The sequence below is a fragment of the Actinotignum stranguriae genome (genome assembly GCF_051265215.1).
Classification (GTDB): domain Bacteria; phylum Actinomycetota; class Actinomycetes; order Actinomycetales; family Actinomycetaceae; genus Actinotignum; species Actinotignum schaalii_C.
In genome coordinates this window covers 1-23,567 of record NZ_JBOZCJ010000030.1, presented here as the reverse complement: position 1 = coordinate 23,567, position 23,567 = coordinate 1, and the positions used below count along the sequence as shown (strand labels likewise).

General features: G+C 60.5%; 22 protein-coding genes and 1 tRNA gene. 11 read left to right on the top strand and 12 right to left on the bottom strand.

Going from position 1 to position 23,567, the window contains the following annotated elements; genetic code table 11:
- A partial coding sequence (locus ACRQEG_RS08905) for a hypothetical protein (RefSeq protein ID WP_435706760.1) occupies positions 1-572 on the bottom strand: 572 nt, incomplete at its 3' end.
- Positions 569-1,195 (bottom strand): heme-binding beta-barrel domain-containing protein, encoded by a 627-nt coding sequence (locus ACRQEG_RS08900; protein ID WP_320753078.1) that lies wholly within the window; start codon positions 1,193-1,195, stop codon positions 569-571. The genes ACRQEG_RS08900 and ACRQEG_RS08905, both read right to left, overlap by 4 nt.
- Before the next feature lie 383 nt (positions 1,196-1,578).
- On the opposite strand from ACRQEG_RS08900, the gene ACRQEG_RS08895 reads away from it, so the two are divergent.
- Together ACRQEG_RS08895 and ACRQEG_RS08890 are read left to right on the top strand one after the other, a co-directional pair.
- Positions 1,579-2,205 (top strand): DUF47 domain-containing protein, encoded by a 627-nt coding sequence (locus ACRQEG_RS08895; protein ID WP_016442266.1) that lies wholly within the window; start codon positions 1,579-1,581, stop codon positions 2,203-2,205.
- A 2-nt stretch (positions 2,206-2,207) separates the two neighbouring features.
- A complete protein-coding gene (locus ACRQEG_RS08890) occupies positions 2,208-3,218 on the top strand; it encodes an inorganic phosphate transporter (RefSeq protein ID WP_016442265.1) in 1,011 nt (336 codons plus the stop codon).
- Here ACRQEG_RS08890 and ACRQEG_RS08885 read toward each other — a convergent pair.
- From ACRQEG_RS08885 to ACRQEG_RS08850, 8 genes are all read right to left on the bottom strand, one after another.
- Positions 3,215-3,346 (bottom strand): hypothetical protein, encoded by a 132-nt coding sequence (locus tag ACRQEG_RS08885; protein ID WP_320757225.1) that lies wholly within the window; start codon positions 3,344-3,346, stop codon positions 3,215-3,217. The two genes, ACRQEG_RS08890 and ACRQEG_RS08885, sit on opposite strands and share 4 nt — an antisense overlap.
- A gap of 68 nt (positions 3,347-3,414) precedes the next feature.
- On the bottom strand, positions 3,415-4,194 hold the full coding sequence (gene pstB, locus ACRQEG_RS08880) for a phosphate ABC transporter ATP-binding protein PstB (protein WP_016442263.1): 780 nt from the start codon (positions 4,192-4,194) through the stop codon (positions 3,415-3,417).
- Between the two features lie 23 nt (positions 4,195-4,217).
- Positions 4,218-5,327: a phosphate ABC transporter permease PstA gene (gene pstA, locus ACRQEG_RS08875; protein WP_320757226.1), complete on the bottom strand. Its 1,110-nt coding sequence runs from the start codon at positions 5,325-5,327 to the stop codon at positions 4,218-4,220.
- 11 nt (positions 5,328-5,338) lie between these two features.
- A complete protein-coding gene (pstC, locus tag ACRQEG_RS08870; protein WP_016442261.1) occupies positions 5,339-6,451 on the bottom strand; it encodes a phosphate ABC transporter permease subunit PstC in 1,113 nt (370 codons plus the stop codon).
- Positions 6,452-6,492: 41 nt separating this feature from the next.
- The gene (gene pstS, locus ACRQEG_RS08865) at positions 6,493-7,605 is read right to left on the bottom strand and encodes a phosphate ABC transporter substrate-binding protein PstS (RefSeq protein WP_039898602.1); all 1,113 of its coding nucleotides are present in this window, start codon (positions 7,603-7,605) and stop codon (positions 6,493-6,495) included.
- A gap of 242 nt (positions 7,606-7,847) precedes the next feature.
- Complete coding sequence (locus tag ACRQEG_RS08860; protein WP_016442259.1) at positions 7,848-8,801, bottom strand: NUDIX hydrolase; 954 nt, start codon at positions 8,799-8,801, stop codon at positions 7,848-7,850.
- Positions 8,802-8,930: 129 nt separating this feature from the next.
- The gene (locus ACRQEG_RS08855; RefSeq protein ID WP_320757227.1) at positions 8,931-12,170 is read right to left on the bottom strand and encodes an RNA degradosome polyphosphate kinase; all 3,240 of its coding nucleotides are present in this window, start codon (positions 12,168-12,170) and stop codon (positions 8,931-8,933) included.
- 193 nt (positions 12,171-12,363) lie between these two features.
- On the bottom strand, positions 12,364-12,990 hold the full coding sequence (locus tag ACRQEG_RS08850; RefSeq protein WP_320757228.1) for a hypothetical protein: 627 nt from the start codon (positions 12,988-12,990) through the stop codon (positions 12,364-12,366).
- Positions 12,991-13,181: 191 nt separating this feature from the next.
- Between ACRQEG_RS08850 and ACRQEG_RS08845 the strand changes: the two genes are divergently transcribed.
- The 4 genes from ACRQEG_RS08845 to ACRQEG_RS08830 all read left to right on the top strand — a co-directional run bounded on the left by ACRQEG_RS08845 (position 13,182) and on the right by ACRQEG_RS08830 (position 15,227).
- Positions 13,182-13,258, top strand: a tRNA-Lys gene (locus ACRQEG_RS08845).
- Positions 13,259-13,712: 454 nt separating this feature from the next.
- Positions 13,713-13,943, top strand: a complete 231-nt coding sequence (locus tag ACRQEG_RS08840; RefSeq protein ID WP_431308506.1) for a helix-turn-helix domain-containing protein — start codon at positions 13,713-13,715, stop codon at positions 13,941-13,943.
- A gap of 7 nt (positions 13,944-13,950) precedes the next feature.
- Positions 13,951-14,505, top strand: a complete 555-nt coding sequence (locus tag ACRQEG_RS08835; RefSeq protein ID WP_284905868.1) for a hypothetical protein — start codon at positions 13,951-13,953, stop codon at positions 14,503-14,505.
- Positions 14,499-15,227 (top strand): hypothetical protein, encoded by a 729-nt coding sequence (locus tag ACRQEG_RS08830; RefSeq protein ID WP_435731126.1) that lies wholly within the window; start codon positions 14,499-14,501, stop codon positions 15,225-15,227. Before ACRQEG_RS08835 ends, ACRQEG_RS08830 begins: the two co-directional genes overlap by 7 nt.
- Positions 15,228-15,262: 35 nt before the next feature.
- Here the strand turns inward: ACRQEG_RS08830 and ACRQEG_RS08825 are convergent, their stop codons facing one another.
- Positions 15,263-15,919 carry a DUF6037 family protein gene (locus tag ACRQEG_RS08825; protein WP_284905864.1) on the bottom strand — a complete coding sequence of 219 codons (657 nt, stop codon included), beginning with the start codon at positions 15,917-15,919 and terminating at the stop codon, positions 15,263-15,265.
- 152 nt (positions 15,920-16,071) lie between these two features.
- Positions 16,072-16,389, bottom strand: a complete 318-nt coding sequence (locus ACRQEG_RS08820) for a hypothetical protein (protein ID WP_284905862.1) — start codon at positions 16,387-16,389, stop codon at positions 16,072-16,074.
- Positions 16,390-16,692: 303 nt separating this feature from the next.
- On the opposite strand from ACRQEG_RS08820, the gene ACRQEG_RS08815 reads away from it, so the two are divergent.
- The 5 genes from ACRQEG_RS08815 to ACRQEG_RS08795 form a co-directional block, all read left to right on the top strand.
- Positions 16,693-17,160, top strand: coding sequence for a hypothetical protein (locus tag ACRQEG_RS08815; protein ID WP_274733711.1), 468 nt, complete (start codon positions 16,693-16,695; stop codon positions 17,158-17,160).
- The gene (locus tag ACRQEG_RS08810; RefSeq protein WP_284905860.1) at positions 17,153-18,661 is read left to right on the top strand and encodes a hypothetical protein; all 1,509 of its coding nucleotides are present in this window, start codon (positions 17,153-17,155) and stop codon (positions 18,659-18,661) included. Before ACRQEG_RS08815 ends, ACRQEG_RS08810 begins: the two co-directional genes overlap by 8 nt.
- Before the next feature lie 69 nt (positions 18,662-18,730).
- On the top strand, positions 18,731-19,747 hold the full coding sequence (locus ACRQEG_RS08805) for a hypothetical protein (protein ID WP_284905859.1): 1,017 nt from the start codon (positions 18,731-18,733) through the stop codon (positions 19,745-19,747).
- Between the two features lie 106 nt (positions 19,748-19,853).
- Entirely contained in the window at positions 19,854-22,925 is a 3,072-nt protein-coding gene (locus ACRQEG_RS08800) for a VaFE repeat-containing surface-anchored protein (RefSeq protein WP_435706339.1), read from the top strand.
- A 184-nt stretch (positions 22,926-23,109) separates the two neighbouring features.
- Positions 23,110-23,567: hypothetical protein (locus ACRQEG_RS08795; RefSeq protein ID WP_435706338.1), on the top strand; the 458-nt coding region annotated here is incomplete at its 3' end.

Below are 23,567 nucleotides of genomic sequence, written 5' to 3'. Positions count from 1 at the left end.
GCCCGGAACGGATCCGGGCGGCGCGCCGCGGCCCGATGCGCATCCCAGGCAAATAAACCTACCGGGCTCATGCCGGCCGCTTGCCCGGCCCGGGCAAGTACCTCAATATCCTCGACCAGGAGGATCACAATATCGCTATCCGGCCACCAGTCTTCCCAGAAAACAGTGGATAGCCCCGGCCGACCGTGCATGGCCGCACGGAGGCGCTCGGCTCCCTGCGTCGTCGTACCTATCGCGATATAGCTGGCCGGGCACATATGAGAATCGAGTCCACCCGGTGGGCTCAAGAAAACATCTTCACGACTACCCGCACAGCGCAGCAGAGCACCACGAATCCGCCCCCGGCTATCGCATTCCAGCACTTCGCGCGCGTGATGCGCGCCCGGGCACTCACTCGGCCAAGCGCCCGGCCTGCCGCGCACCACCCGCCAGTGCGAGAGGTCCACGAAGCCGCGCCCGGCCTCCAGCTCGCGCTGCTCCACATAGGGATTGGTGTAGAAAGCAGCCACCCCGGCCGCGTCCCCTTCCCCGGGAACCGCACCGGGCCAGCGCAGCAGCGGGCTGGGTTTCACGATTCCGGTTGCGCTTCGGATGGCGCAGACTTCGGCTCCGCTTCCGGGCAATCGCTCTGGCGCTGGAGGCGGCCGGCCATGTAGCTGCGCATCGGAACCCCGAAGGCGGCCATATCGTAAGCGTAGAAAAGCTCCGATTCCACGTAACCGCCCATGATTTGGCCGCCGGTATAGCTCGCGGCGGTGGGGGTGGCGGCGATGGCGTCCGCGACGATCTGGAATTGCGGGCCCTTAATGAAACCGGCCCAGGTCATGGCGTGGCCAGCGGAGGTGGCGACCATCCCTTCCAGAACGAAACGCCCCTCCGTGCCCCGGAGGTTATTCGGCGAGACACGCAGGTAGCCCTCGAAGCTGGACCACAGCTGGCCTTTGGTGAGGGCCGCGTACATCCGCCCGCCGGGAACTTCGCGATCCACCGCCCCGGCCGGCTCTTGGGAAAGCCAGGTCGCGGAGCGCAACCGCAGGTAGGGGCCGTGGTCATCATTATCGATGCGCAATTCGTGAAGGTAGCCGGCCGCGTCCACACCTTCGTATTCGAGAAGACCGGCGCCGCGCCACGTATCGACGAGCCAGGCCATCGGATAGGTTTCCGGACTGAGATTTTCAGGTATTGCAAAGACCATATGCTCAGGGTACCTGCCCCGGCCGGGTGCCGCCCACAGATCCGGGCACGCGCGACCCGAGGCGGCCGGAGCCCATAGCTAGTGATATTTTCCCACGTCGGAGCAAAAAAGTCTTCATTTTTCACGCTTGGCCCGAAAGCACGACGAAAAGTTTCCGATTGCCCGCGCTCTTGTTATTCTGAAGCCACGGTGCCGGACCTTGAAAGCCCCGGGCTCCAGCTAGCGCCGCTACGAGCGGCATTCGCGCCGTCAGGCGCTCTCAGGTCCGGCACCCTTTTCTTGCCCGATCTCACCGCCGCGCAATACACGTTTCGCCCCGTAATGAACTATCCTTGAAACGAGTCGTTCATCGATTGTTCATGTCCCCGAAACGAGGAATTCACGTGGGGTTATTCTCTAAATTCTCGCGTTCCACGCGGGTTTTCGACCTAATTGGCGCCCAGGCGGCGCATCTTCCCATTGCCGCCGCGGGCCTCGCGCAGCTCATGACCGCACCGGTTCACGAGCGCGGAGAGTTGCAACAGCAGCTGCACACCATCGAAAACAATGCAGATGAGTCAAATCACGCACTCCTCAAAGTGGTAAATAGGTCTTTCGTCCTCCCTTTCGACAGGGAGGATCTTTATGCCCTGACCACCGCTATCGATAATTGCGTGGACCTCATGGACGAGGTCGGGGAAAACGTGGCCTTTATGCGCCCCCTCACCCTCCCCGATAGCGCGCCGACAGTGGTGGATATTCTCAAGACCTGCGCCCGCCTCTCCTCGGATATTCTCGCGCATTTCAACCCCACTTCCCCGGATACTCGCGAATACTGGGTGGAAATTAACCAGCTGGAAAACAAGGGCGATTCCCTCTACCGTTCCACTCTCGCCTCGCTCTTTGAAAACGCCACCGACGCCATTGAATTGCTGCGTGTCAAACTGGTTGTGGACACTCTCGAGGACACCGTCGACGCTTTCGAGACGCTCGCCGCCGTGGTCGAGCGCATTGCCCTCAAGGAGTCCTGATTTTGTCCGAGTTGCTCTTTTTGGTGGGCACCGTCGTCGTCATTAGCCTCATTTTTGACTTCACTAACGGTTTTCACGACGCCGCCAATGCCATCGCCACCTCGGTAGCCACCCGCGCATTGACGCCCGGGGTGGCCCTCGCGATGGCAGCCGTCATGAACTTCCTCGGCGCGATGCTCGGCACGAAAGTAGCCGAAACAATCGGCTCCGGCATCGTTGATATTACCGAGCTAGAAAAAATAACCGGCCTCACCCTGGTACTCGGCGGGCTGGCTGGCGCGATTGGCTGGAATCTTATTACCTGGTGGCGCGGGCTGCCGTCCTCGTCTTCACACGCACTTATCGGCGGGCTGGCCGGCGCCGGTATCGCCTCCCTAGCCACCGTGCATTGGACGGTTATTTTCGACCGTGTGGTGGTGCCGATGATCGTTTCCCCCGCGGTTGGTTTCCTGCTGGCCTATCTCATTATGAAAGTGGTGCTGCGTCTCCTCACGGAGGCTCCCTACCACACCACGATGCATCGCTTCCGTTACGCTCAGACGGTTTCCGCTGCCATGGTGGCCCTCGGGCACGGCCTCCAGGACGCCCAGAAAACAATGGGCGTGATCGTGCTGGCCCTCACGGCCGGCGGTTTCCACAATCTTGAAGACGGCATCCCCACCTGGGTGAAATTGGCCGCGGCCGCGGCGATTTCTTTGGGGACCGCGACCGGCGGTTTCCGCATTATGAAGACGCTCGGCTCAAAAATTATTGATTTGGATCCGGCTCGCGGTTTCGTTGCGGAAAGTGTGGCCGCGAGCGTTCTTTATACGACGGCGTTCGTGTGGGCCGCCCCGATTTCCACCACGCATACCATCACCTGCGCCATCATGGGGGTCGGGGCCACGAAGCGACGTTCGGCAGTGCGCTGGTCCGTGGCCGGTAACATTGCCACCGCTTGGATCCTCACGATCCCGGCCGCCGGTGCCCTGGCAGCGGTTGCTACGTGGCTGCTGCGCCTGGTACTGATCTAGACGTATTTACGCATCTCCGCCCGGCCCGCGCTAACCCCGCGGGCGAGCACCACACCACGTGCACGCTGCACAGAGGTGAGGCGGCGGGCCGGTGCGGCGTCGTCGTACTTATATAGCATCCGCAACATAACTGTGCCGCGCAGGATCGTTCCCGCGCGGCACAGTTCGCAAGGTAAACAGCTAAGATTTAGCCGGTTTAACCGAAGCGCCCGGAGACGTAATCTTCGGTTTCCTTATGGGTCGGGTTGGAGAAAATCTTCTCCGTCTGGTCGAACTCCACGAGGTGCCCGGGCTTGCCGGTCCCGGCAATATTGAAGAAGCCGGTCATTTCCGAGACGCGCGCAGCCTGCTGCATATTGTGCGTCACGATCACGATCGTGTATTCCTCTTTGAGGCTGTTCATGAGGTCCTCAATCGCGAGAGTGGAAATCGGGTCGAGGGCCGAACACGGTTCGTCCATGAGGAGCACCTCGGGCTTCACCGCGATGGCGCGGGCAATGCACAGGCGCTGCTGCTGGCCACCGGAAAGCGACGAACCCGGCTTATCGAGGCGGTCCTTCACTTCTTCCCAAAGGTTGGAGCCGCGTAGCGAACGCTCCACGATCTCATCCGCGTCGGACTTCTTGATCTTCTGCGAATTGAGCCGCATCCCCGCCAGCACATTGTCACGAATCGACATGGTGGGGAAGGGATTGGCACGCTGGAAGACCATGCCCACGTGCTGGCGGACGGTTACCGGGTCCACGCCGGGGCCGTAGATATTATTGCCGTCGATGAAGACGTCGCCGGTCACGTATGCGCCGTCGATCACTTCATGCATACGGTTGAGGGAACGCAAGAAGGTGGACTTGCCGCAACCGGACGGCCCGATGAGCGCGGTCACCGAATTCGGCTTAATATCCACATTGACGTTCTCCACGGCGAGGAAATCACCGTAGTAGATGTTCTCGTTACGAACACTAATTCCCTGAGGCACTGTTTTTCCTTTCGGCTGCCGCTTTAGCGGCCCTTCGGGGCGAAGATATGAGCAATCAAGCGCGCCAGCAAGTTGAATACCAGCACGATAAACACCAAGACGAGCGCGCCGCCCCAGGCCAGATCGAGATTATTGGCCTTGAACTGCGAGTAGACGAAGACCGGCAACGTCATCATCGGACCGTTGAACAAGGAATAGTTGAACGTGTCCGAGACGGAGGCGGTAATCATCAGCGGGGCCGATTCGCCGATCACGCGGGCGATCGCGATCACGCAACCGGAAACAATGCCCGGCAGCGCGGTCCGCAGCACCACCTTGATAATAGTGCGGGACTTCGTCACTCCCAGCGCGTAGGAAGCTTCGCGCAATTCATTGGAGACGATGCGCAGCATTTCTTCGGTATTGCGCACCACGATCGGCGTCATAAGAACAACAAGGGCGACGGCGCCCATGATGCCATTGCGGAACCCGAGCGCGGGGGCGAGCACCGGAACAATCGCCGCGGCAAAGAGACCGGCCACAATAGAAGGGATGCCCGTCATGATATCGACCAGGAAGGTCACCGAGCGCCCGAACCAGCCGCCCCTATTGTATTCCACCAGGTAGATGGCCGTCAGAACACCGAGCGGAATGGCGATGAGCGCCGTAATGCCGGTAATAATGAGCGTGCCCACGATGGCGTGGCCGAGACCGGGCTGAGCGCCGGGCAGGGACATGCCGAGGGTGGAATTATTGAGGAAGGAGTAGCTGAGAACCGGAAGGGCTTCCACGATCACCGTGTACAGCAGCGAGAGCAGTGGAAGAACCGCGAGCGCAAAAGCACTGGTGATGAGCACGGTTGCCATGCGGTTGGCGCCGCGGCGCGGGCCTTCTACCGCGTAGCCGACAATGCGGATAACGAGGAAGAAGACAAGGAGTCCCACCAGGACCGCGCCGAAAAGCGAATCCGCTTTGAAACCGAAGTGGAAAAGTAGCCAGGAAGCCAGCATGCACACGATGAGCACGGCCCAGTTGAAGAGCTTGGGCAGGCGCCCGTATTCGGAGGCGAAGATCGGCGTGCCTTCGCTGACAGCCGGCTCGACCGGAATAGCGTGCGCTCCGCCGTCGGGTTGGCTGGCGGGGGTCTGTGTCACGTCAGTACTCATTAGGCATTCGCTCCTGAGAATTCTGCGTACCGGGCCAGAACGCGCCGCGCCAACCAGTTGACCACGAAGGTCAGGGCGAAGAGCATGAGGCCGATACCGATAAGGACCTGGCGCTGCAGACCGGGATGAGCTTCAGGGAAGTTCAGGGCGATCTGGGAGGCGATGGTGGAGTGCTGGCCCGGGGAGAAGAGGTTGAAGTTCACCTGCAGACCCGCCGAGAGCACCATAAGGAGCGCCATCGTTTCGCCCAGGGCGCGCCCCAGGCCCAGCATAGCCGCGGAGACGATACCGGAACGCCCCACCGGGAGCACGGTCATCTTGATCATTTCCCAGCGGGTGGCGCCCAGGCCAAGGGCCGCTTCTTCCAGTAGCTTCGGCGTCTGGAGGAACACTTCGCGGCACAGCGAGGTGATAATCGGGAGGATCATAATGGCCAGTACCAGGCCGCCCATCATGATGTTACGGGCCGGCGGCGTGAAAGCCACCAGGCTGGGCTGCAAGGGCCACCAGTCAAATTGGGCCAGTCCGCCTTCTTCACCCATGAATGGAACGTGATCCACCCACCACTGAAGAGGCGGGGTGAGCACATTGGAGACCCATTCGAAAACGGGGCGCACAATCGGTTCGAGAGTGCGGATACCCCACAGGCCGAAAACCACCGAGGGAATGGCCGCGAGCAGGTCAATAATGTAACCGAGGACGGAGGCGAAGCGCCGGTGCGCGAAATGCGAAATGAACAGCGCAATCGCCACCGCGAAGGGCACGGCAAGGGCGAGAGCCAGGAGTGCGGAAAGCACGGTGCCGAAGAGGGCTGCCCCGGCGTATTGCCAGAACCCCATCCCCTTCGTAAAATCTGCTGTCCCTGAGATTTCTTCCTTACCGGCAATGAATGCCGGATATGACTCGAGGAGCAGGAAGATGAAAACGGCACCCAGGATGAGGATGATGAATGCTCCAGCACCGATGGCTAGGCCGTTGAAGGTTGTGTCTGCAACGCGGCGACGCGCGCGTTTGCTCGGGCGGGCCGGCACTGCAGTCTGACCCACCTCCGGGGAGGTTTCCTGAGCATTACGCTCAAGAACCTCCCCGGCTGCGTTATCTCGTTCAGTCATATCGACTTTCAGATAGAGGTATTCGGTTGTCTAACCGGTGCTTACTTGATGGTATCGATGACGGCCATAGCCTGCGTGCGCAGGGTTTCCGAAATCGGGGCGTTACCACCGTTGGCGGCGAAAGCGGCCTTCTGGCCCTCTTCAGAGACGACGTAGGTGAAGAACGCCTTGACCAGTTCACCGGTGGAGGCATCCTTGTATTCCTGGCAGCCGATGAGGTAGGAGAGCATGACGACCGGGTAGGCACCCTTGACGGAGCCGTCACGCTTGAGGTCCTTGTTGAGGAGGGTATCCGTAGCACCTTCGGCGGCCGGGGAGTCATCCACCACGCGGGCGGCGGCTTCCGGTTCGGGACCGATGAACTCATCGCCAACCTTGACCTTCACCGGGGTGAGAGTTTCAATCTGGGAGTAGTCGGCGTAGATGATTGAGTTCGGGGTGGAAAGCGCCAGCTGGACCACGCCGGAGGTGGATTCGGCGGACTGACCGCCCTGGATCGGCCAGGTTTCTTCCGAGCCGTAGGTCCAGACCTCAGGGGCAGCTTCTTCCAGGTAGGACTGGAAGTTACCGGTGGTGCCGGACTTTTCCGCGCGGTGGATCGGAATAATGGTTTCGTCCGGGAGCTTGACGCCGGAGTTGGTGGCGGCAATCGCCGGGTCGTTCCACTTCTCAATCTGGCCGGAGAAGATCTTCGCGATGGTGGGGGCATCGAGCTTGAGCTCCTTGACGCCTTCGAGGTTCACGGCGATCGCGATGGGGGAAATGTAGACGGGCAGTTCCACGGCCACATCGGTCTTGCAGGCGTTGGAGACCTTGGTAAGTTCTTCGGCTTTGAGGGCCGAGTCGGTGCCGGCGTACTGCACCTGGCCGGAGAGGAACTGCTGGCGGCCGGTGCCCGAGCCGGTGGGCTCGTAATTGACGGTCACGCCCGAGTTAGCAATGGTGAAGTTATCGCGCCAGGCCTGCTGCGCCTTCTGCTGCGAGGAGGCACCGGAACCGGAGATAGTACCCGAGAGGTTCGAGCCGCTATCCGCGGCCTGGGTGGTGGTGTCACCCTTGGCGGCTTCGGTGGTGGCAGAAGTCGTTGCGTCCCCGCCACAGGCGGAAAGGGTCAGAGCAAGAGCGGTGGCACCCGCAAGTGCCGAGATCTTCATGGTCTTCACTGTTTAATCCTTGCGTGTTCAGGAACGCCCGTTTCGGCGCTCGCTGGTTCGAGCCTAGGAAGCGTGGGTTACGGTGACCCGCACCGGAGGTAAACAGAAGGTTAACGAGCTTGTAGCATGTCTCACAGGGCGCTCTGGGTATGTGGATGGCTGTGCGGGCCCGTTGGACACACGGGGTACGCAGGGCACGCTCACGGGAACAGCCTGCACGCTGGTCGCTAGACACACGGCCGCTAAAGCTCGGTGTGGACGGGGCGGAAGCGTTCGACGTCTACCGCGTGCTTGTCTTTCATATGGACGACGAGGATTTCTCCGGTTTTGAGGTAGGGGTCTTCCTCGGGGAGCTTTTCGCGCACGTGGTGGCCGCCGTGTTTTTTAACGACGTCGATAACAGTGCTCAAGGTGGGGCGATGCAAGCTGACCGCCGCGGGAGCGCCGCTGTCTGTTAGTACCCCTTCGATGGTTTTACGCACTCCGCCGGGGTTCTTCGCGTGGGAGTGTTCGGTGAGGGCGGCGACGCAGGTGAGGGAAACTCCAGAGGCCTGCGCGTAGGGGGCGATGGTGGCGGTGCAGCGCTGCCAGGGGGAGGAAACGAGCCGGTCCACGCCGTATACGCTGAGCACCGCGCTGATGGTGCGGGCCCGCGCGGCTCCGTGCGGGGTGAGGGGCCGGGTTTTTTCACTTCCATTCCAGGCCGAGCGTTTTTGGGCGCGGGCGTGGCGCACTAGCAGCACCGCACGGGTGGTGAGTTCCCCGCGTTCCCAGTATTTCAGGACGCGTTTGAGCATGGCACGTTCGTCTTTATAACTGAGTTTTTCGAGGGCGGTTTCCGCGTTCATCCAGCGTGATCGGGTGATTTCCCCGGGGTGGGCCTTAGGGAATTCCGGGCGGGCGGCGACCGGCCGGGAGCGCGGTGTGAGCGGGCGGGCCACCCAGTAAAAGACCCGTTTCTTTTTCCCCGAGGAGAGGGTGTAGCCAATGGAGGGCAGGGGGCGCTGCAGGGCGATATATTCGCCGGTTTCTTCGTAGACTTCCCGTACGGCTGCCATGCGAGGGCCTTCGCCGGGCTTGTATTTACCTTTGGGGAAAGACCAGTCTTTATAGCTATCCCGGCGTACGAGCAGCACCTGGAATTCGCCCGCCTTTTTGCGCCATACAACGGCGCCCGCAGCATGAACGCTGCCCATCACTCCCCCTTCGGCATAGTCGTTACGGATATGTGCGCACCCGCGGTTGTCCCGCGAGGCCCTGGCCGCGGCTTACCCGGCAAATTCTGGGCCGGACCCCTGCCGGCGGGCCGGGCCGGCCCAGGTTTTCTAGTCCCCTCCTGCCACGCGTGAGCGTGCTTGCTTCATGAGCAGCTCCTGGATATCGACGAGCGGGCGGCCCTTCGGGCTGAGGTTGTGACGCACCCACCCGTCCGGGCCCAGGTGCCACGAGCTGGTGGTATCCGCGGTGGCGACATCCACAAGCTCTACCAGGCGATCCACCATATCCGGGTCCGTGATCTTGATAAGGGCTTCGATACGCCGATCTAGGTTGCGATGCATGAGATCGGCGGAGCCGATGAAGACATCCGCGTCGCCGTCGTTACAGAACGCGTAGATACGCGAGTGCTCGAGGTAGCGCCCCAGAATGGAACGAGCCTTGATGTTATCCGAGAGCCCGGGGATGCCGGCACGCAGGGCGCAGATTCCGCGCACCTGGATGCTGACTTTCACGCCAGCTTGGCTGGCCCGGTAGAGGGCGTCGATCATGGCTTCGTCCACGATGGAGTTGACTTTGAATTTCACCCACGCGGGTTTGCCGGCGTTCTTGTTTTCAATTTCGCGTTCGATCCGGTCGATAAGCCCGGAGCGGATGCCGGTGGGCGCCACGAGGAGCCGGTGGAAGCGTTCCTGCCGGGAGTAGCCGGAAAGCTGGTTGAACAGCCGGGTGAGATCCTGGCCTACATCCCGGTTGGAGGTGAGCAGGCCCAGATCCTCATAGCCGCGGGCGGTTTTCGGGTTGTAGTTCCCGGTACCCACGTGGCAGTAGCGGCGCAGGCCATCGGATTCTTGGCGGACCACCAGCGCGAGCTTGCAGTGAGTTTTCAGCCCGATCATCCCGTAGACCACGTGGACCCCGGCGCGCTCTAGCTTGCGTGCCCACTCAATATTGCGCTGCTCATCGAAACGTGCCTTGATCTCCACGATGGCGAGGACCTGTTTCCCGGCGCGGGCCGCGCGGATGAGCGAATTGACGATGGGGGAATCCCCCGACGTGCGGTACAGGGTTTGTTTAATCGCCAGGACTTGCGGATCCGCGGCTGCCTGGGCGATGAATTGCTGCACCGAGGTGGAGAAAGATTCGTAGGGATGGTGAAGCAGCACATCATGATCACGCAGCTTGGCAAAGAAATCCGCGGGTTTGGCCGATTCGGCATCGGTGAGCCCCGTAGGCGTGACCGGAACGTACTTGGGGTATTTGAGCCCGGGCCGATCCAGATCGTGGAGCTGCTCCAGGGATTGTAAATCCAAGGGTGCGGGTAGGCGGTAGGTATCAGAGGAGCTCACGCTCATTTCCTTCTGGAGGAAGCTGAGGGTGGCATCATCCATATCCTCATCTACTTCCAGGCGCACCACCGGCCCGAAGCGCCGCCGGAGCAATTCGCGTTCCAGCGCGGTGAGGAGGTTTTCTGCGTCATCTTCTTCGACTTCGAGGTCCTCATTACGGGTGACCCGGAAGGTGGCGTAGCTCTGCACATCCATACCGGGGAAGAGCTCACCCAGGTGGTGCCCGATAAGTTCCTCCAGGGGCAGGAATTCAATATCGCTACCGGCCTCCACCGGAACGTTTTCCGGACTGTAGGCAGTGCCATCTTCTCCGATCATGAGGAAACGCGGGAGCAAATCCGGCACTTTCACCCGCGCAAAAGCGGAGGAGCCGCGCCGATCCTTGAGGACGACGGCGAGGTTGAGGGACAGACCTGAGATATACGGGAAGGGATGGGAGGGATCCACCGCGAGCGGGGTGAGGACAGGGAAGATCTCATCCTTGAATAGCTTGGAGAAGCGCTGCTGTACCTGCGCATCTAGCTCATTCCAGCGGCGGATGAAAACGCCCTGGCCTTCGAGTTTAGGCTTGATATCCTCCGAATAGACTTTCGCTTGACGCGCGGTCAGTTCATGGGTGCGTTCCGCGATGCCTTTCATCACCTGGCGCGGGGTGAGGCCGGATGCGGCCACCACTCCGATGCCGGTATCAATACGGCGCTTGAGACCAGCCACCCGCACCATGAAGAACTCATCGAGGTTCGAGGAGAAAATGGAGAGGAACCAGGCGCGTTCCAAGAGCGGCAGGGTTTCATCTTCTGCCTGCTCCAGCACCCGCTCATTGAAAGCCAGCCAGGAGAGTTCCCGATCCGCGAAGCGACCTTCAGGAAGCTGGGATTCCTCCGGGGCTTTCGCGGAGCGCTTGGCGAGTTTGCGGGATTCCTTAGCCATATCCGTAAGGGATTTCGTGGAGACCGGGGAGCCGAGCCGCACCGCCTGCAGGAAAGTTTCGTGCGGGGTGGGTTCCACAGCGCTGGCACCCTCCCGGGCCGCTAGGCGAGCACGGGTGGCGGAGAGGGCCGGTTCGGGTTGCAATTCATAGCGAACATGCCGTTCCGCCTGCGTGAACCCAGCTTTTCCGTAGACGTGCACCGCGGCGGAATTCGCGGCATCAACGTAGAGAATGCAGCGCGAGAAGCCCCGCGAGCCAGTGGTGACAAGGGCCCAGGCGGTCAGGAGCTTCCCGATACCCTTGCCGCGGTGTTCCGGTGCCACCGCGAGAACGTAGAGTTCCAGCACATTCGCTTCGCTCGGTTCGCTGGCCGCATTGGCTTCACCCGCAGCCGATTCGCCAGCTGTGCCCGCAGCACCAGAGCCACCCCCAAGCACATTCGGCTTGAGCCACACAAAACCAACGAGTTCACCTTGGGAGCGCGCCGTTACTAGGAGTTCCGGCGTGAACCAGGGCGCTTCCATACGTTCGCGCAGATCCTCCGCGGTGAGCTGGCCCTGATCGGGCAGATCTGCAAAAGCCTCCGCATTGAGGCGCGCAATATCCTCCAAATCAGCGGCAGGATCCACCGGAGCCAGTACGATCCCCGGCAAAGTCCACAGCGCGGGAGCAGGATTTTCTTCCGTAACCGGACGTTCCAAAACGAGGAGGGTACGCCCTGGGTAGAGCTGGGAAGATGCCGCGAGTTCCTGCGCGGCGGGCAGATCCCCGTGCGCCCACACCGCGGTTTCCCCCGCATCCAGAACGGTGCGCAGCAATTCCTTACCGACACCCTTGCCGCGGGCCTCCGGACGCACGGCCAATTCCACATCCCCGGTGCGCCCGGAATGAGCCACCCCGACCACGGGTTCCCCGAGAGTCCACACCCGCGAACTTTCCGCACCCGCGGCAATATCAAGAAGGGTTTGCTCACTGAAAGGCACAACACCATCCGCCGCGAAGCATTCCTGGGCGAGCTGATTAAAAAGCGCGGCCTGGTCCGGCTGCGGTGATCCGCTAACGATACTCATAGGAGGGCTCCTTTTTCCTGCTACCTCTTAACCGTAGTCGATCACTACGACAGAAAAGTTACGTCCAAGCAAACGAACGACGGCGCGGCGCCCCTCCGCCAGAGGGGCGCCCTCCCCGAGACCGTGAATTCCCACGCGGGTCAGCCCCGCCACACGAACCGGCCCACGCCACTGCGTGAACCGGGCAGCTCCGCTACGAGAGCGTGCCGCGCACCGCGCGGGCCCCGGCCGCGCGGAACTCCCGCGCTGTTTCCAGCAGCGCAGCATCGCGGCGCGTCACCGGCGTAGCCAGCGGGTGCTCATCACTGGGGATCCAAAGCGGATCCACTTCGGCAAGGGTGTCACACAGGCGAGCCGAGCTGGCTAGCACCTCCGCGAAGTCCCCGCTGAAAGAACCGGCGAACACCTCATCCCAGCTGGATTGCACTTCCCCGAGAGTGGGGGTTTTCTCCAGTTTCTCCACTCCATCAGCTCCCTGGGAGCCGAGCTTTTCCCGCGCGGCGGTGAGCCGCGCGGCGGCGTCGTTCGGGAAACGCCGCAACCATTCGCGCAGCAAGTAGCCGCGCCACAGCATTCCGGGAAGGGTGTCTTCCGGGGAGCGGGCCCATGCTTCGGCGATGACGTCGATACCTTCGGTGGCGACGAGGTCGAGCACGCGGGCACGTACCTCCGGATCTTCGGTGTGGTAACCGGAGCCGGGCAGCAGCGCCTGGGCCGCGGTGTGGGCAAGCTCGCTGTGGTAGGCGACGTCCGCTTCACCTTCGATCGACTCGAGCTGGTCCGGTTTCATCTGGGCCGGACGGCGAAAACTGCTAGCCATAATTTTTCCTCCACTCGCTCGGGGCGCGCCAGTGCGCTCGCTCACTCTTCTATTGTCGCACCTCAAAGCGGGCCTTAGTGCGGCTTTGAGCTGTTTTCCGCCGATTACGTAAAGGAGTTCAGGGATGCGGATTTCCACACAAATTCGACCCTACTTTTACCAGCGGGCCAAAGCGCGCTACACTACTTCGTGGGCCTCTAGCTCCAACGGTCAGAGCACTGGACTTTTAATCCAAGGGTTGTGGGTTCGAATCCCACGGGGCCTACCATTTTCTTCCAGCGAGCGATCACGCTCTTTTTGAGCGATCTCCACAACATTTTCGGGTAAAAATTCACTCAGTGGAACTTCCAACCTTGCGGCAGTCAAAGCCAAATCTTTGATACCCCAAGCAACCTTCCCGGATATTTTTCGCGACATCGATGCCCGTGTGATTCCAACAGCTTGAGAAAGCCACTCAATCGTCTCCCCGCGACGTTTAAGCCACAGCATCACGCGTTCACCAACGAACTCATCAGTGGATATTGTCGACATGTATTCGTCGTTCGTAACAGACATGTCGTAAATCTATCACCAACACAGTTAACGTGCAATACCACCTATTAAGTAAGGTATATCGAACGACACAAGTGCGACAAGCGCATCCGTTTAGTCAAACACCCCTTGCGACATTGCAAGCGTCAATCGTACACTAGCTGTACGTTTAGATTGATTGGCGGTAGACGATGCTCTTAACTACGCAGGATGTAGCGGCACATGTTGGCGTAAGCCGCGCTTCGGTGTGGAACTGGTGTAGGTCGGGCCGGATTTCCGCGGTGCAATTGCCCGGCGGGCAGTGGCGCATTCCAAAGTCAGAATTGGATCGCATTCTCGCACCCGTTTCCAAGACAGACTCACCAACGACTACTAAGGATGCATCCACAGAGGTTCCTGGCCAGTTGGAAATTTTCGGGTAGGTATCCAATGGACACGACGCTGGAGTTGGGGCAGTCGGTTGTTATTCAGTGCTGGAATTTGAATATCGCCGATGAGGGCGTGTATTCGCCAGAGCTGGGCGCGCGAGTGTGTGACCCGTGGGTGTATGTCGTTTTCGACGTGGACGGTGTACCCGAAGAACACTTTGATAAAGCCTGCCGGGTTATTGAGCATTTCAAGGTGCGCGTGAAGGGCCGCGAGATTCGCCTGGGCTACAACCTCGACACACTCCCGGAGGAGCTGTGGGGTTGGTGTTTGCCGTGGCTAGTGTGTGGCCTGGCCTATCGCACGACCCCGGCTTTCGGACCAAACGCTAGCGAGGGTGAGGATGTGTATGTTTCCCACTCTCAGATTGACCCGCTTGTGGGGCTTATGGTCGCGAACCACACGGATACATGTATTGGTACGTGGCTTGGTGGGGAATGCTTGAGGGTAGCAGCTTTCACGTCGCCGGGCATTCTCACCCGGGAGTCAGTTTTCCCGCCCGCTTCATCGAAGATTGATGAGGATCTCAGTGAGTGGCTGGAGATCATCCCATGGTAAGAACACTACAAGCAGTGCTTCCCGAGCCAGGCTCGGTTTTTGACCTCGCGGTTATTGAGGGTTTGCATGTGGCGGACTGGGATATCGAGGTCCCGTCTGTGTTGAGTTTCCGCCACTGGAATTTCTCCGAAGAGTCCTGGCGCGAGCAAGCTCGCGCCAAGGTCGAGGATTTTTACGGCCGACGCCTACGCTACTTCCAAACACTAACCGGTATTACCGAGAGCGCCGTTACTGCTTTGTATGGCAGGCCGGGTGTCTCTTATCAGGCGACGTGTATCGGTCTTGCCGTGGATATGGGCTGTGAATTGCATGGCGACCTAGACGAGAGGGCCGTATTGCAAAAACTCCTGGATACCACGGCTTTCACCGCGATAACCCGAGCATACAGCGCCGTGCCAGGGCTGGTGCTTGCTGGCGGAATTCGGGTGCGGAAAGACCCGGAAACATTCAAAGTGGGTAACCCACCTCTTGAGTGGGCGCTCGCCTACGGGCTGCTTTCGGCAGCCTACATGATCGGTCTTCTTATTACGGGCTGGCCATGCTATCGCACGCCCGAGCACCCGGACGGGTTGATGTGTGCGGTTCATATCGCGCCGCTTGGCGGTGAATGTGATGAGCGTGGTTTTGTGCCCGTCAATGAGCGCACGATGGAGCTTGCCGGTTTTTCCGTGCCTACGCGCGAAGACGAGCAATACATCCGTGTTGGGGGTCTGCTCTCATGACGCTAACAACTATTGCGACGCGGCCGCTTTGCCGGCTAACGCGACCAGCCCGGAGGCAGCGGCCTTTGTTTGTTTGCTTCACGGCTGGCGGGGCTGGGGCGGTCTGTCCATCTGCTACTAATGTTGTTGGTCTTGCAAAAACGAGCAATGTCCAGGCCGAGGAGACGTGCGGTTTTGTCCAGGTTCGCTGCGGTGACATGGCGGCCGGCGTTTTCGGTTTGGTGGTCGAGCCATCCGTAGAAGTAGATTTTCTCGGATTCTTCAACGTTGCGGCGCAGCGAGGGTGGAATGTTTTGCGGGGGTACCCATTCGCGGACGTTTTGCCGTGCTGCGGCGTTACTGGCGGCCTTGACAATGTTTCCGATAGGGAGTTTTACGGTTCCGCCGTGGCCGCCGATTCCCAAGGCTTGCAGAAGTGGCCCGTAGTCATCTCCCAGGTAGGTCTCCGTTGCCAGAACTCCCTTCGCGATTTCTTCTACCTCGTAGATGTGACACCAGGGGATTGGTGTTTTGTGGGTGGCGATGAGGAGCTTGTAAGGGGGCTGGGGTGCTCCTACGAACAGGCAGTCGAAAGTGTAGGGCCGGTAGGTTCCGTCTTCTTCCAGGTTCGTGGTGAACGTGAAAAGGATCCGGTAAACGCCATGAGCCTTGTGCTTCTTCCATGCGTGGCTCAGGCCTTCGAGTCTAATCATGTCTTCCCTTCCATCGACGCTGATAGTTGGTTTGCTGCTTCTATTATGCGCGAGATGGTTAGGGTAGTGCGCGCTTCCCATTGGCGCGCGGGTCGACTGGCCCTTGGTACTCCTAGAGAGCCAGCCGACCCTATATTCCTCAGCCGGGTTGGCTACGCGGCCGTTTCTCGGGTGTCACCGTCACTTTGGTCGCTGTCCCGGGTGGATGGCGTCGGGCCTGCCTTCGGGTTGTTGGTGATGAATACCGAGTCGCCCGTGATGATAACGCGCTCGGCGTTGATAACCATCCCAGGACTGTATACGCCTGGCGTGATTGGCATGTCCGGCACGCGTGATGTCTCCGATATGGGTGGCGTCTGCGATGTGGTCGGTGTGGCGGGTTTTGGTCCGTATCCCCACAGGGTGAGGGTGCCTGCCCAGGCGGACATGGCGTTACTAACAGCGCTGACAAACAGGAAAATGATTTCCATAGTCTTTCCTTTCGGATGTTACAAGGGGAGCACGGGCGGGATTGCTCGCACTCGGAGGGAAACGGTCTGCGTTTTTGTTTCCCTCTGCTTAACTAGTGCGCTTTGCACGCACAACGTGCGGGCGTGTGTTCCGTCTCGTGTTTTGGTGAAGAAAGGGAGGCGCCACCGGTGGTGGTGTGGCTCGCCGCGGTCTCCATGGCGGCGGGCGGGCATGGGCAGGGTCGGTGCGGGCACATTGGGTTCGCGCCGGCCGGCCCAGCCTAATGGCGGCCCGCGCCCAGTGCGCCGCAAGGAGGTGGCAGCATGACCGACACGGGACTGTTTTTCTCGGTTCGTTCTTATCCGGTTCTTCTTGAGCGCGAGGTGGTTCTTGACCCTGATCTTTCTTATGAGGCGCTTAGTGTGTGGGTGGTATTGCTGGCCATGCCTAAAAACAGCGAACGCACCGTGAATGCTTTGGTTGGGCGTGGTTTTGGGCGCGACCGGGTTACCCGCGCGATAAGCGAGCTTGAACGTTATGGGCTGGTTTATCGCTGGGAGAGGCGCGTGCCTGAGGGCCACGGGTTGCTCACGCAGGTGTTCGAGCGTCCAGCGGTGCCGCTGTCGGCGTTTCGGTGTTTGCCGGTGAAAATCCGCCCGTTTGTCACCGAATGCTTATCAGTAGTGGGCGTGGATGTTGGTGAGTTGCGGGCTAGCCTGGCCGCCGCACACACGCCCGGCACAAATACGCCTGTGGTTGCTGGTAGTGATCTGGGGGTGTGTCATGGGTGAGTATTTTGCGGTGCGGCGGGGTGCTACGGCGCTACCGAACTCCATGATCTTCAACCGCGCGCTCACGTATGACGCATTGGCGTTGGCGACCGTGTCGCTCTCGTTACCGCCGAATGCTCCGGTGGGTTATCGCGATCTCATGGGCCGGGATATGGGCGAACACCGCGCCAGGAAAGCTTTGGCACTCCTGGAAGCGGAGCATTATCGGTTCCGTTTCCGCACCCGCGCTAGCGGGCAGATCCGTGAACTGGTCGTCATGTTCGACACCCCAGTAAGCGTGGGTGAGGCGCTTTGTGAAATCCAGGGGCGGATGGAAAGCGGGGCGATCACGGCCCGCCAGGTAGTGGCGTGTCCGAGCCACCCCAGCGAGTTCACGCGCAGTGCCCCGGCTGGTGAGTTCGGCATGGAAGATGAGATGCGCCTCGATGAGGCACCGGCGCCTTCCATGGCGCCCATGCCGGCAGTGTCTTCCGTCCTCATGGAAGGCGCGGGCGAGGCTATTCCGGTCGCCACAGCGGGTGTCGATCTTGTGGATACCCCCGGAATATCCACCGCCGAGCCTGTGGATAACTGTGAAACGCCCGCTTCGAACTGTCGGACAGTTACAAATTCCGGGAGTGACCCAGGCGACAAAGGCGGGGCGGATTTTCACCGTGCCTGGAAAACCTCGGCACGGTGGGAACCGCGAGATTCCGCGGTAGTTGAAACAGATAGCGAGTTATCCACAGGGTCTCACCGTGCGGGGATTACCGGAGCACGGTGGACCGGAGCACGGTCAGCCCAGGCGCATATATCTAAAGATATATCCAACAATTCCTCACTACGTTCGGAATTAACCAACCAACCAACGCAGCCCGAATTTTTATCGGAAGCTTCTGGCATGGTTGGTGTGGTGGATTCCCAGGTTGAGCACCCCGCGCCGGCCGCGGTAACTCCGGTTCGCCGTGAGCCTGTCCCAGCCGTCGAAGATCAAGCCCGGCGTGAGCCAGCGCCGGGGGGTTCGGGGCGGCCGGATGCCGGGCAGGCTAGCGCGCCGCCTGGCAGCTGGCCGACATCAAGCACTGCGCAGACGCAAGGCTCGCGGCAGGCATGGGCAGCTAGCCTGATTGGTGAATGCGTGCCACGTGACCTGGTGCGTTTCCTGGCACCCGCGCGCTTCGTCGCGGTTGCCCGGGATCTCCAAGTTGCGCTTGATTCGGGCTGGCAGCGCGCGGAGATACGTGCCCAGCTCGCGGGTAACGCGCTTGGTGCTACGCGCAATCCTGGTGGTGTCATCGCACATCGCATCCGCGATATCGCGCTGGCCAGCCCGCCCAGGCCACCACGTCCGCGCACTGCCGTGGTGGTGGATACCAGGCCTGATCCGGGTGAGGTTTGCGCGATGCCTGAGGGGCTGCGGGCAAGGGTTTCCCGCCCGCACCCGCCGGCCCCGCAGCCGGCCTCGACCGGGCCGCCGGGTGAGGCCGGTGTGGTGCGGTGTAGGGGTTCTGGCGAGACCTAGCGCCGGGTTAGGCTGAAGAAAAACAACCCGCAAGTTTTTGAAAGTTTTTAGCGAAAAGGAGGGCAAGCCATGAGCGAGCAAACAACCACACCCGACGGCGCTGTTGCTGTTGCCGGCGACGAGGTCACTACCGAGCAGGGCCGGGCGCGTGGTAGGCGTGTGTGGCTGTGGCCGAGCGTGGCTATCGCTGCGGCGATCGTGGCCGGTACTGGTGTTTACCTGGCAGGGCGCTCAGGTGGCACCGACGAGGCCCGGGCGGCCTATTCGGAGGCCGTGACGCTCAACGAGCAAGCCCGCGCCGCGCTGCAGACAGCCGTTGACGGTATCGGGTTCACGACCGAGCAATGCGTGGCTGATGGTGGCGCGCCCGCGGACTGCCAGGCTTTGGCACAGGCTGTGGAAGCTGCACGCGCCGGGCTTGCTGAGCCTTTCAAGGCGGCAGACGCTAAGGATCTGGACGCTGATTCAGCGCGTTCCCAGGCCGAGGCTTTGCGGGCTACGGCGAAGGATTTTGAGGCGCAGGCGGCCCAGATCAAGGATGCGACCGGCAAGCTCAACGAACAGTTCGAGGCTGCCACGTCGGCGTACTTGAGTGGCGATGCGGCGAGTTTCGCGGCGTCCTGCGAGGCTGCCACGACCACCGCCCGCGGTGTCGAAAGTCTTGCCGGCGAGGCTGATGGGTTAGCTGCGGATTGCAAGAGCTTCGCGGCTTCCGAGGGGAGCGCGCGGTTGTCCGTCCTCAAGGAAAAGACAGCAGCTCTCCAAGCCCGTGTTGATGCTTTGAACAACAAGGTGGCGGCCGCACAAACTCCGGCGGCGGTTCCCGCGCCGGCGGTATCGTCCGGCGGTGGTTCGGAAGATGCGGGCGGGTATTCGGATTCGGGATATTCCGCAACGGAAAGCGGCTCGTCGTGGTCAGATAGTTCGTATGAGGCACCCGCACCCGAGCCGGCCGCTCCTGCACCTGATCCGGCTCCCGCAGACAACGGCGGCGGATGGGTAGACAGCGGCTGGACGATGGACGGCCCCCCTGTTTGCAGCGAGGGTGATACCAACGGCAACTCGTGGTTTGTCCCCTGTCCGTAAAAGTAAAGGTGGCTCGGTGCTTGTTGGCGCAAGCACCGAGCCGGAATCCCCTCAATTTTTCGTAATGCTCCAACATTCGACTCAATGAAAGGACTCGTTTCCTATTATGGCAGCGACCACACACGCCCGGCCAGGTGGCCGGACTCTCGCCGCGCTCCTTGCGGCATTTACTCTGATAATTTCAAGTTTGCTTGGCGGTAGCGCCATGGCGGCTTATGACTCAACGGTCGGGCGCGGTATCGATCTCGTCGGTATTAATGCGTCGGGTGCGTTGCGGCTTGGCCCGCACATTAATCAGACTCCGCAGATTGGCGGGACAGCTATTGATGCATCCCCTCAATGGTGCATTGATGGCAAGAAAGCCGACCCGGGCCCGAACGATTTGACTTCGATTGCGACCCTGACGGATTCCGCACAGCATGTGCCAGAACTGGCTTTGACGACGCCGCAGGCAGCCTGGCTTTTGAATAAATACCAGGGCAACACGACAGATAACGTGAATTTGGCTGCCCTGGGTCTGCTGATGCATTCGAACTTCGAGAACACTCCGGCGGTGGCTCATGAAATCGCCGGAGCTACGCAAACCCAACAGCCCGATGTCTGGGCGCGCGCATTACAGTACGTTTCCGAGGCCCGTAACAGTGCAGCCGTCGGCTACGAAGGTGGCCAGGTGGAAGGCGATGGCCAACGCACCGGTAATATTCACGGAATCGTCGTCACGAATGGCAACGGAGTTCCAGTCGCGGGCGTTCCAGTTTCTTTGCAACTTTCCGGCCCTGCCGTCTTTGACGCTACTGGCACGAGCTCCTGGGCAGGGACTTCGGCTGCGGAACCGATCACCCTGAAGTGGACTGCCACGGGAAACGGTGATGTGTCCTATTCGATGCAAGCAGCAACTTCCGGTCGGCGGACTCTGACAAAGTACGGTTCGGATGGGTCGATTCAAGACATGATCACTACTGGTAATCGTGATCTCGCTTCTGACCCGGAGACGGTTACGGTTCCGGGACCGTCGTGGCGTGTGATTTTTGATTTCCAACCCACCGGAACCAGCCAAGCCACCAGCCAGGAGATCAACCTCGACGGTTCGATCACCGACACTCTCACCACGAGCGTGGACAAGTCTTATGGTGATGGGCAGTGGACGCAAGTCAACGGCGCTCCCGTGCCGGTGATGTATACCGCGACCGCGTATTGGGCGGGCCGTGAAAAGCCCGCAACCAGCACCACCATCCCGGCAGACGCCGAAGTCCTCGGCAGCGTGGACGTGACCGCGACGGGCGAGGGCCAGAAACTCGAAGCGAAGCTCACCACACCCAAGCGCGGCTACGTGAGCTGGGTTTGGTCGGTTGATAAGGCCAAGCAAGGCAATAACTCGCAGTATGTTCACCAGAACTGGGCGGATTCGTACGGCCTGGAAGCAGAAACGACATCGGAGAATTTCGACTTCCGTCCCCTGGGCATCTCGAACGTGGACACCGCGAAAGTAATCGACAAGGGCACTGTTCTCTCTGACACGTTCGATGCCAAGGCCGACCCGGCCTACCGGGATGGTGAATGGACACGCATCGTTGCTCCTGGCACATCATTTGACGAGGGCACGTACGTGCCGGTGACCTACCGTGCTTCCGCTTACTATGTTTCCCCGACCGAACTGCCCGCCACTGTGGCCACGGTTCCGGCGTCGGCGGAGCTGATTGAGTCTGTCACCGTCGTAGCTAATGGGCCGGGCCAGATCAAGGCCACGCTCTCGCAGCCCACAGTAAAGGCCGGGTTCGTGACGTGGGTTTGGGAAGTCAAGGCTGAAGACCAGCCCGCGGATTCCGCGAAGTGGATTAAGGCCGGATGGGCCGACCAGTTCGGCCTCCCGGACGAGACCACGTCGGTGCGTTACCCCGCACAGATCGACTCGACGCTCTCGATTCGCGACACCAAGAGCGGCACGTATCTCGTGGATGATGTTTTCGTGACGGGCCTTCCGAAGAACCATCCTGACTTCCAAGGCGGGATGGGTTTCAAGGCCGATGCTCAGGTGATTGAGCATGAGGTGTTGTTCTTCCCGCACGGTCTCGCCGTGACAGAAGCAAACCGGAGCCAGGCGGAAAAGATCGGCGAGACAGTCACGATTCCGGCGAAGAACGGGTTCTACCCGTCTATCGGTGAGACCTCGTGGTTGGTGAAGCAAGACGCTAACGGTAAAAATCTGCCGGGCACCTATGTTTTCGTTTCGTCGTTTGCTGGTGATGATCGCGTCCAACCGCTCACGACGAGCGTTGAGGACACGCGTGAGCAGTTCACCATCACCCCTGAGCCGTCGATTCACACCACTTTGACGCATGAGAACACGCACGTGGCGCCGAATACCGACAAGGTGGAGCTTGTCGATACGGTCTCTTATCAGAACCTGACGCCTGGTAAGGAATACCAGCTCGAGGGTACGTTGATGGATAAGGCGACCGGCGAAGCGCTCGTGGACGCGAATGGCGACAAGGTGACATCGCAGGCTACTTTTGTGCCGGAGACTCCGAACGGTACCGCCACGGTGACTTTCGTGGTGGATGGTTCGCTGTTTGCGGGTAAGCAGACCGTGGCTTTCGAGAAGCTCACGCAAGACGGTCGTGAAATCGCCGTACATACGGACATCAACGACGAGAACCAGACCGTTGTGTTCTCGAAGCTCCAGACGACTGCAACCGATAAGAGCGATGGTGACAAGACCATCGCGCCGGTGCCTAACGCCGTAATCACCGACCGGGTGTGCGATGTCGCCGGCACTCTCGTGCCGGGTACCGAGTATGAAATCACGACCGCGTTGATGCTAGATAACGGCGACGCCTTGCTCGACGCTTCGGGCAAGCCCGTAACAGTTACACGCAAGTTTATTCCGGCGGCCGCGAATGACTGCGCGAGCATCGATATCACTTTCGATGCGAGCAAGCTCGCCGGCAAGAAAGTCGTCGTGTTCGAGACCGTGACCCAAGACGGCAAGACCGTTTCGGTTCACCACGATCTCAAGGACTCCGAGCAGACCGTGTCGGTGGAGATTCCAGGCGATGGGGATAACGACAAGGCGAAGCGGCGGCTAACCCGCACCGGAGCAAGCGTCCTCGGCGGCGGTGTCCTAGCGCTTGGGTTTATCGGCGTTGGCGTGGCTGCGCTGCGTCGTCGTAACAACTAACCAAAAAATCCACCTACATCAGTAGGTAAGTGATAGTGGTGTGCCCGCACTCTAGGTGTGGGTGCGGGCACACCACACCTCCCCCATCCACTCTCGGCGGGGTGGCCATTTCTCTTCCCTTTCTTTTCCTTATCTTTTTCTTTCCTTTTTATTACCCCGATATGTCCGTGAGGAGGTGGCGCTGATGGGTGAGCGGCTTGGCGTGTGGGCACTTGAGCAAGGCGGACGCATCAGCGCAAACTCCCTCGCGCTCCTCGGCGTCGTCGCGTTGTTTGCTGATCCGGCCGGGGTATGTATCCTGACGCCTACGGATTTACAGGCACGCGCGGGCCTGAGCGAAAAAACCTTTAACACAGTGCTTACCGAGCTTGTTGATGCGGGTCTTATTTCGGCGCAAGAATCCACCACCGGCACTGCTTTTAGTGTTCTTGCTCCTCGCGCGTATTTAGACGATGCCACCAGGCCGGTCTCGGCGGCCGGTGAGTTAGAGCGCGGTCTGCGGATTATTTCGACAACACTCACCACTACCGCTAGCGGTACTGGCATGGCTGGAATGGCTGGCACTGCTGGCACTGCTGGCACTGCTGGCACTGCTGGCACTGCTGGCACTGCTGGCACTGCTGGCACTGCTGGCACTGCTGG

Bases quoted from the DNA above. Each gene is read 5' to 3' on its own strand.
- ACRQEG_RS08900 (WP_320753078.1), bottom strand. From the start codon at position 1,195: ATGGTCTTTGCAATACCTGAAAATCTCAGTCCGGAAACCTATCCGATG.
- ACRQEG_RS08885 (WP_320757225.1), bottom strand. From the start codon at position 3,346: ATGTTGCGGATGCTATATAAGTACGACGACGCCGCACCGGCCCGCCGC.
- pstC (WP_016442261.1), bottom strand. From the start codon at position 6,451: ATGACTGAACGAGATAACGCAGCCGGGGAGGTTCTTGAGCGTAATGCT.
- pstS (WP_039898602.1), bottom strand. From the start codon at position 7,605: ATGAAGATCTCGGCACTTGCGGGTGCCACCGCTCTTGCTCTGACCCTT.
- ACRQEG_RS08860 (WP_016442259.1), bottom strand. From the start codon at position 8,801: ATGGGCAGCGTTCATGCTGCGGGCGCCGTTGTATGGCGCAAAAAGGCG.
- ACRQEG_RS08855 (WP_320757227.1), bottom strand. From the start codon at position 12,170: ATGAGTATCGTTAGCGGATCACCGCAGCCGGACCAGGCCGCGCTTTTT.
- ACRQEG_RS08850 (WP_320757228.1), bottom strand. From the start codon at position 12,990: ATGGCTAGCAGTTTTCGCCGTCCGGCCCAGATGAAACCGGACCAGCTC.
- ACRQEG_RS08840 (WP_431308506.1), top strand. From the start codon at position 13,713: ATGCTCTTAACTACGCAGGATGTAGCGGCACATGTTGGCGTAAGCCGC.
- ACRQEG_RS08835 (WP_284905868.1), top strand. From the start codon at position 13,951: ATGGACACGACGCTGGAGTTGGGGCAGTCGGTTGTTATTCAGTGCTGG.
- ACRQEG_RS08830 (WP_435731126.1), top strand. From the start codon at position 14,499: ATGGTAAGAACACTACAAGCAGTGCTTCCCGAGCCAGGCTCGGTTTTT.
- ACRQEG_RS08825 (WP_284905864.1), bottom strand. From the start codon at position 15,919: ATGATTAGACTCGAAGGCCTGAGCCACGCATGGAAGAAGCACAAGGCT.
- ACRQEG_RS08820 (WP_284905862.1), bottom strand. From the start codon at position 16,389: ATGGAAATCATTTTCCTGTTTGTCAGCGCTGTTAGTAACGCCATGTCC.
- ACRQEG_RS08815 (WP_274733711.1), top strand. From the start codon at position 16,693: ATGACCGACACGGGACTGTTTTTCTCGGTTCGTTCTTATCCGGTTCTT.
- ACRQEG_RS08810 (WP_284905860.1), top strand. From the start codon at position 17,153: ATGGGTGAGTATTTTGCGGTGCGGCGGGGTGCTACGGCGCTACCGAAC.
- ACRQEG_RS08805 (WP_284905859.1), top strand. From the start codon at position 18,731: ATGAGCGAGCAAACAACCACACCCGACGGCGCTGTTGCTGTTGCCGGC.
- ACRQEG_RS08800 (WP_435706339.1), top strand. From the start codon at position 19,854: ATGGCAGCGACCACACACGCCCGGCCAGGTGGCCGGACTCTCGCCGCG.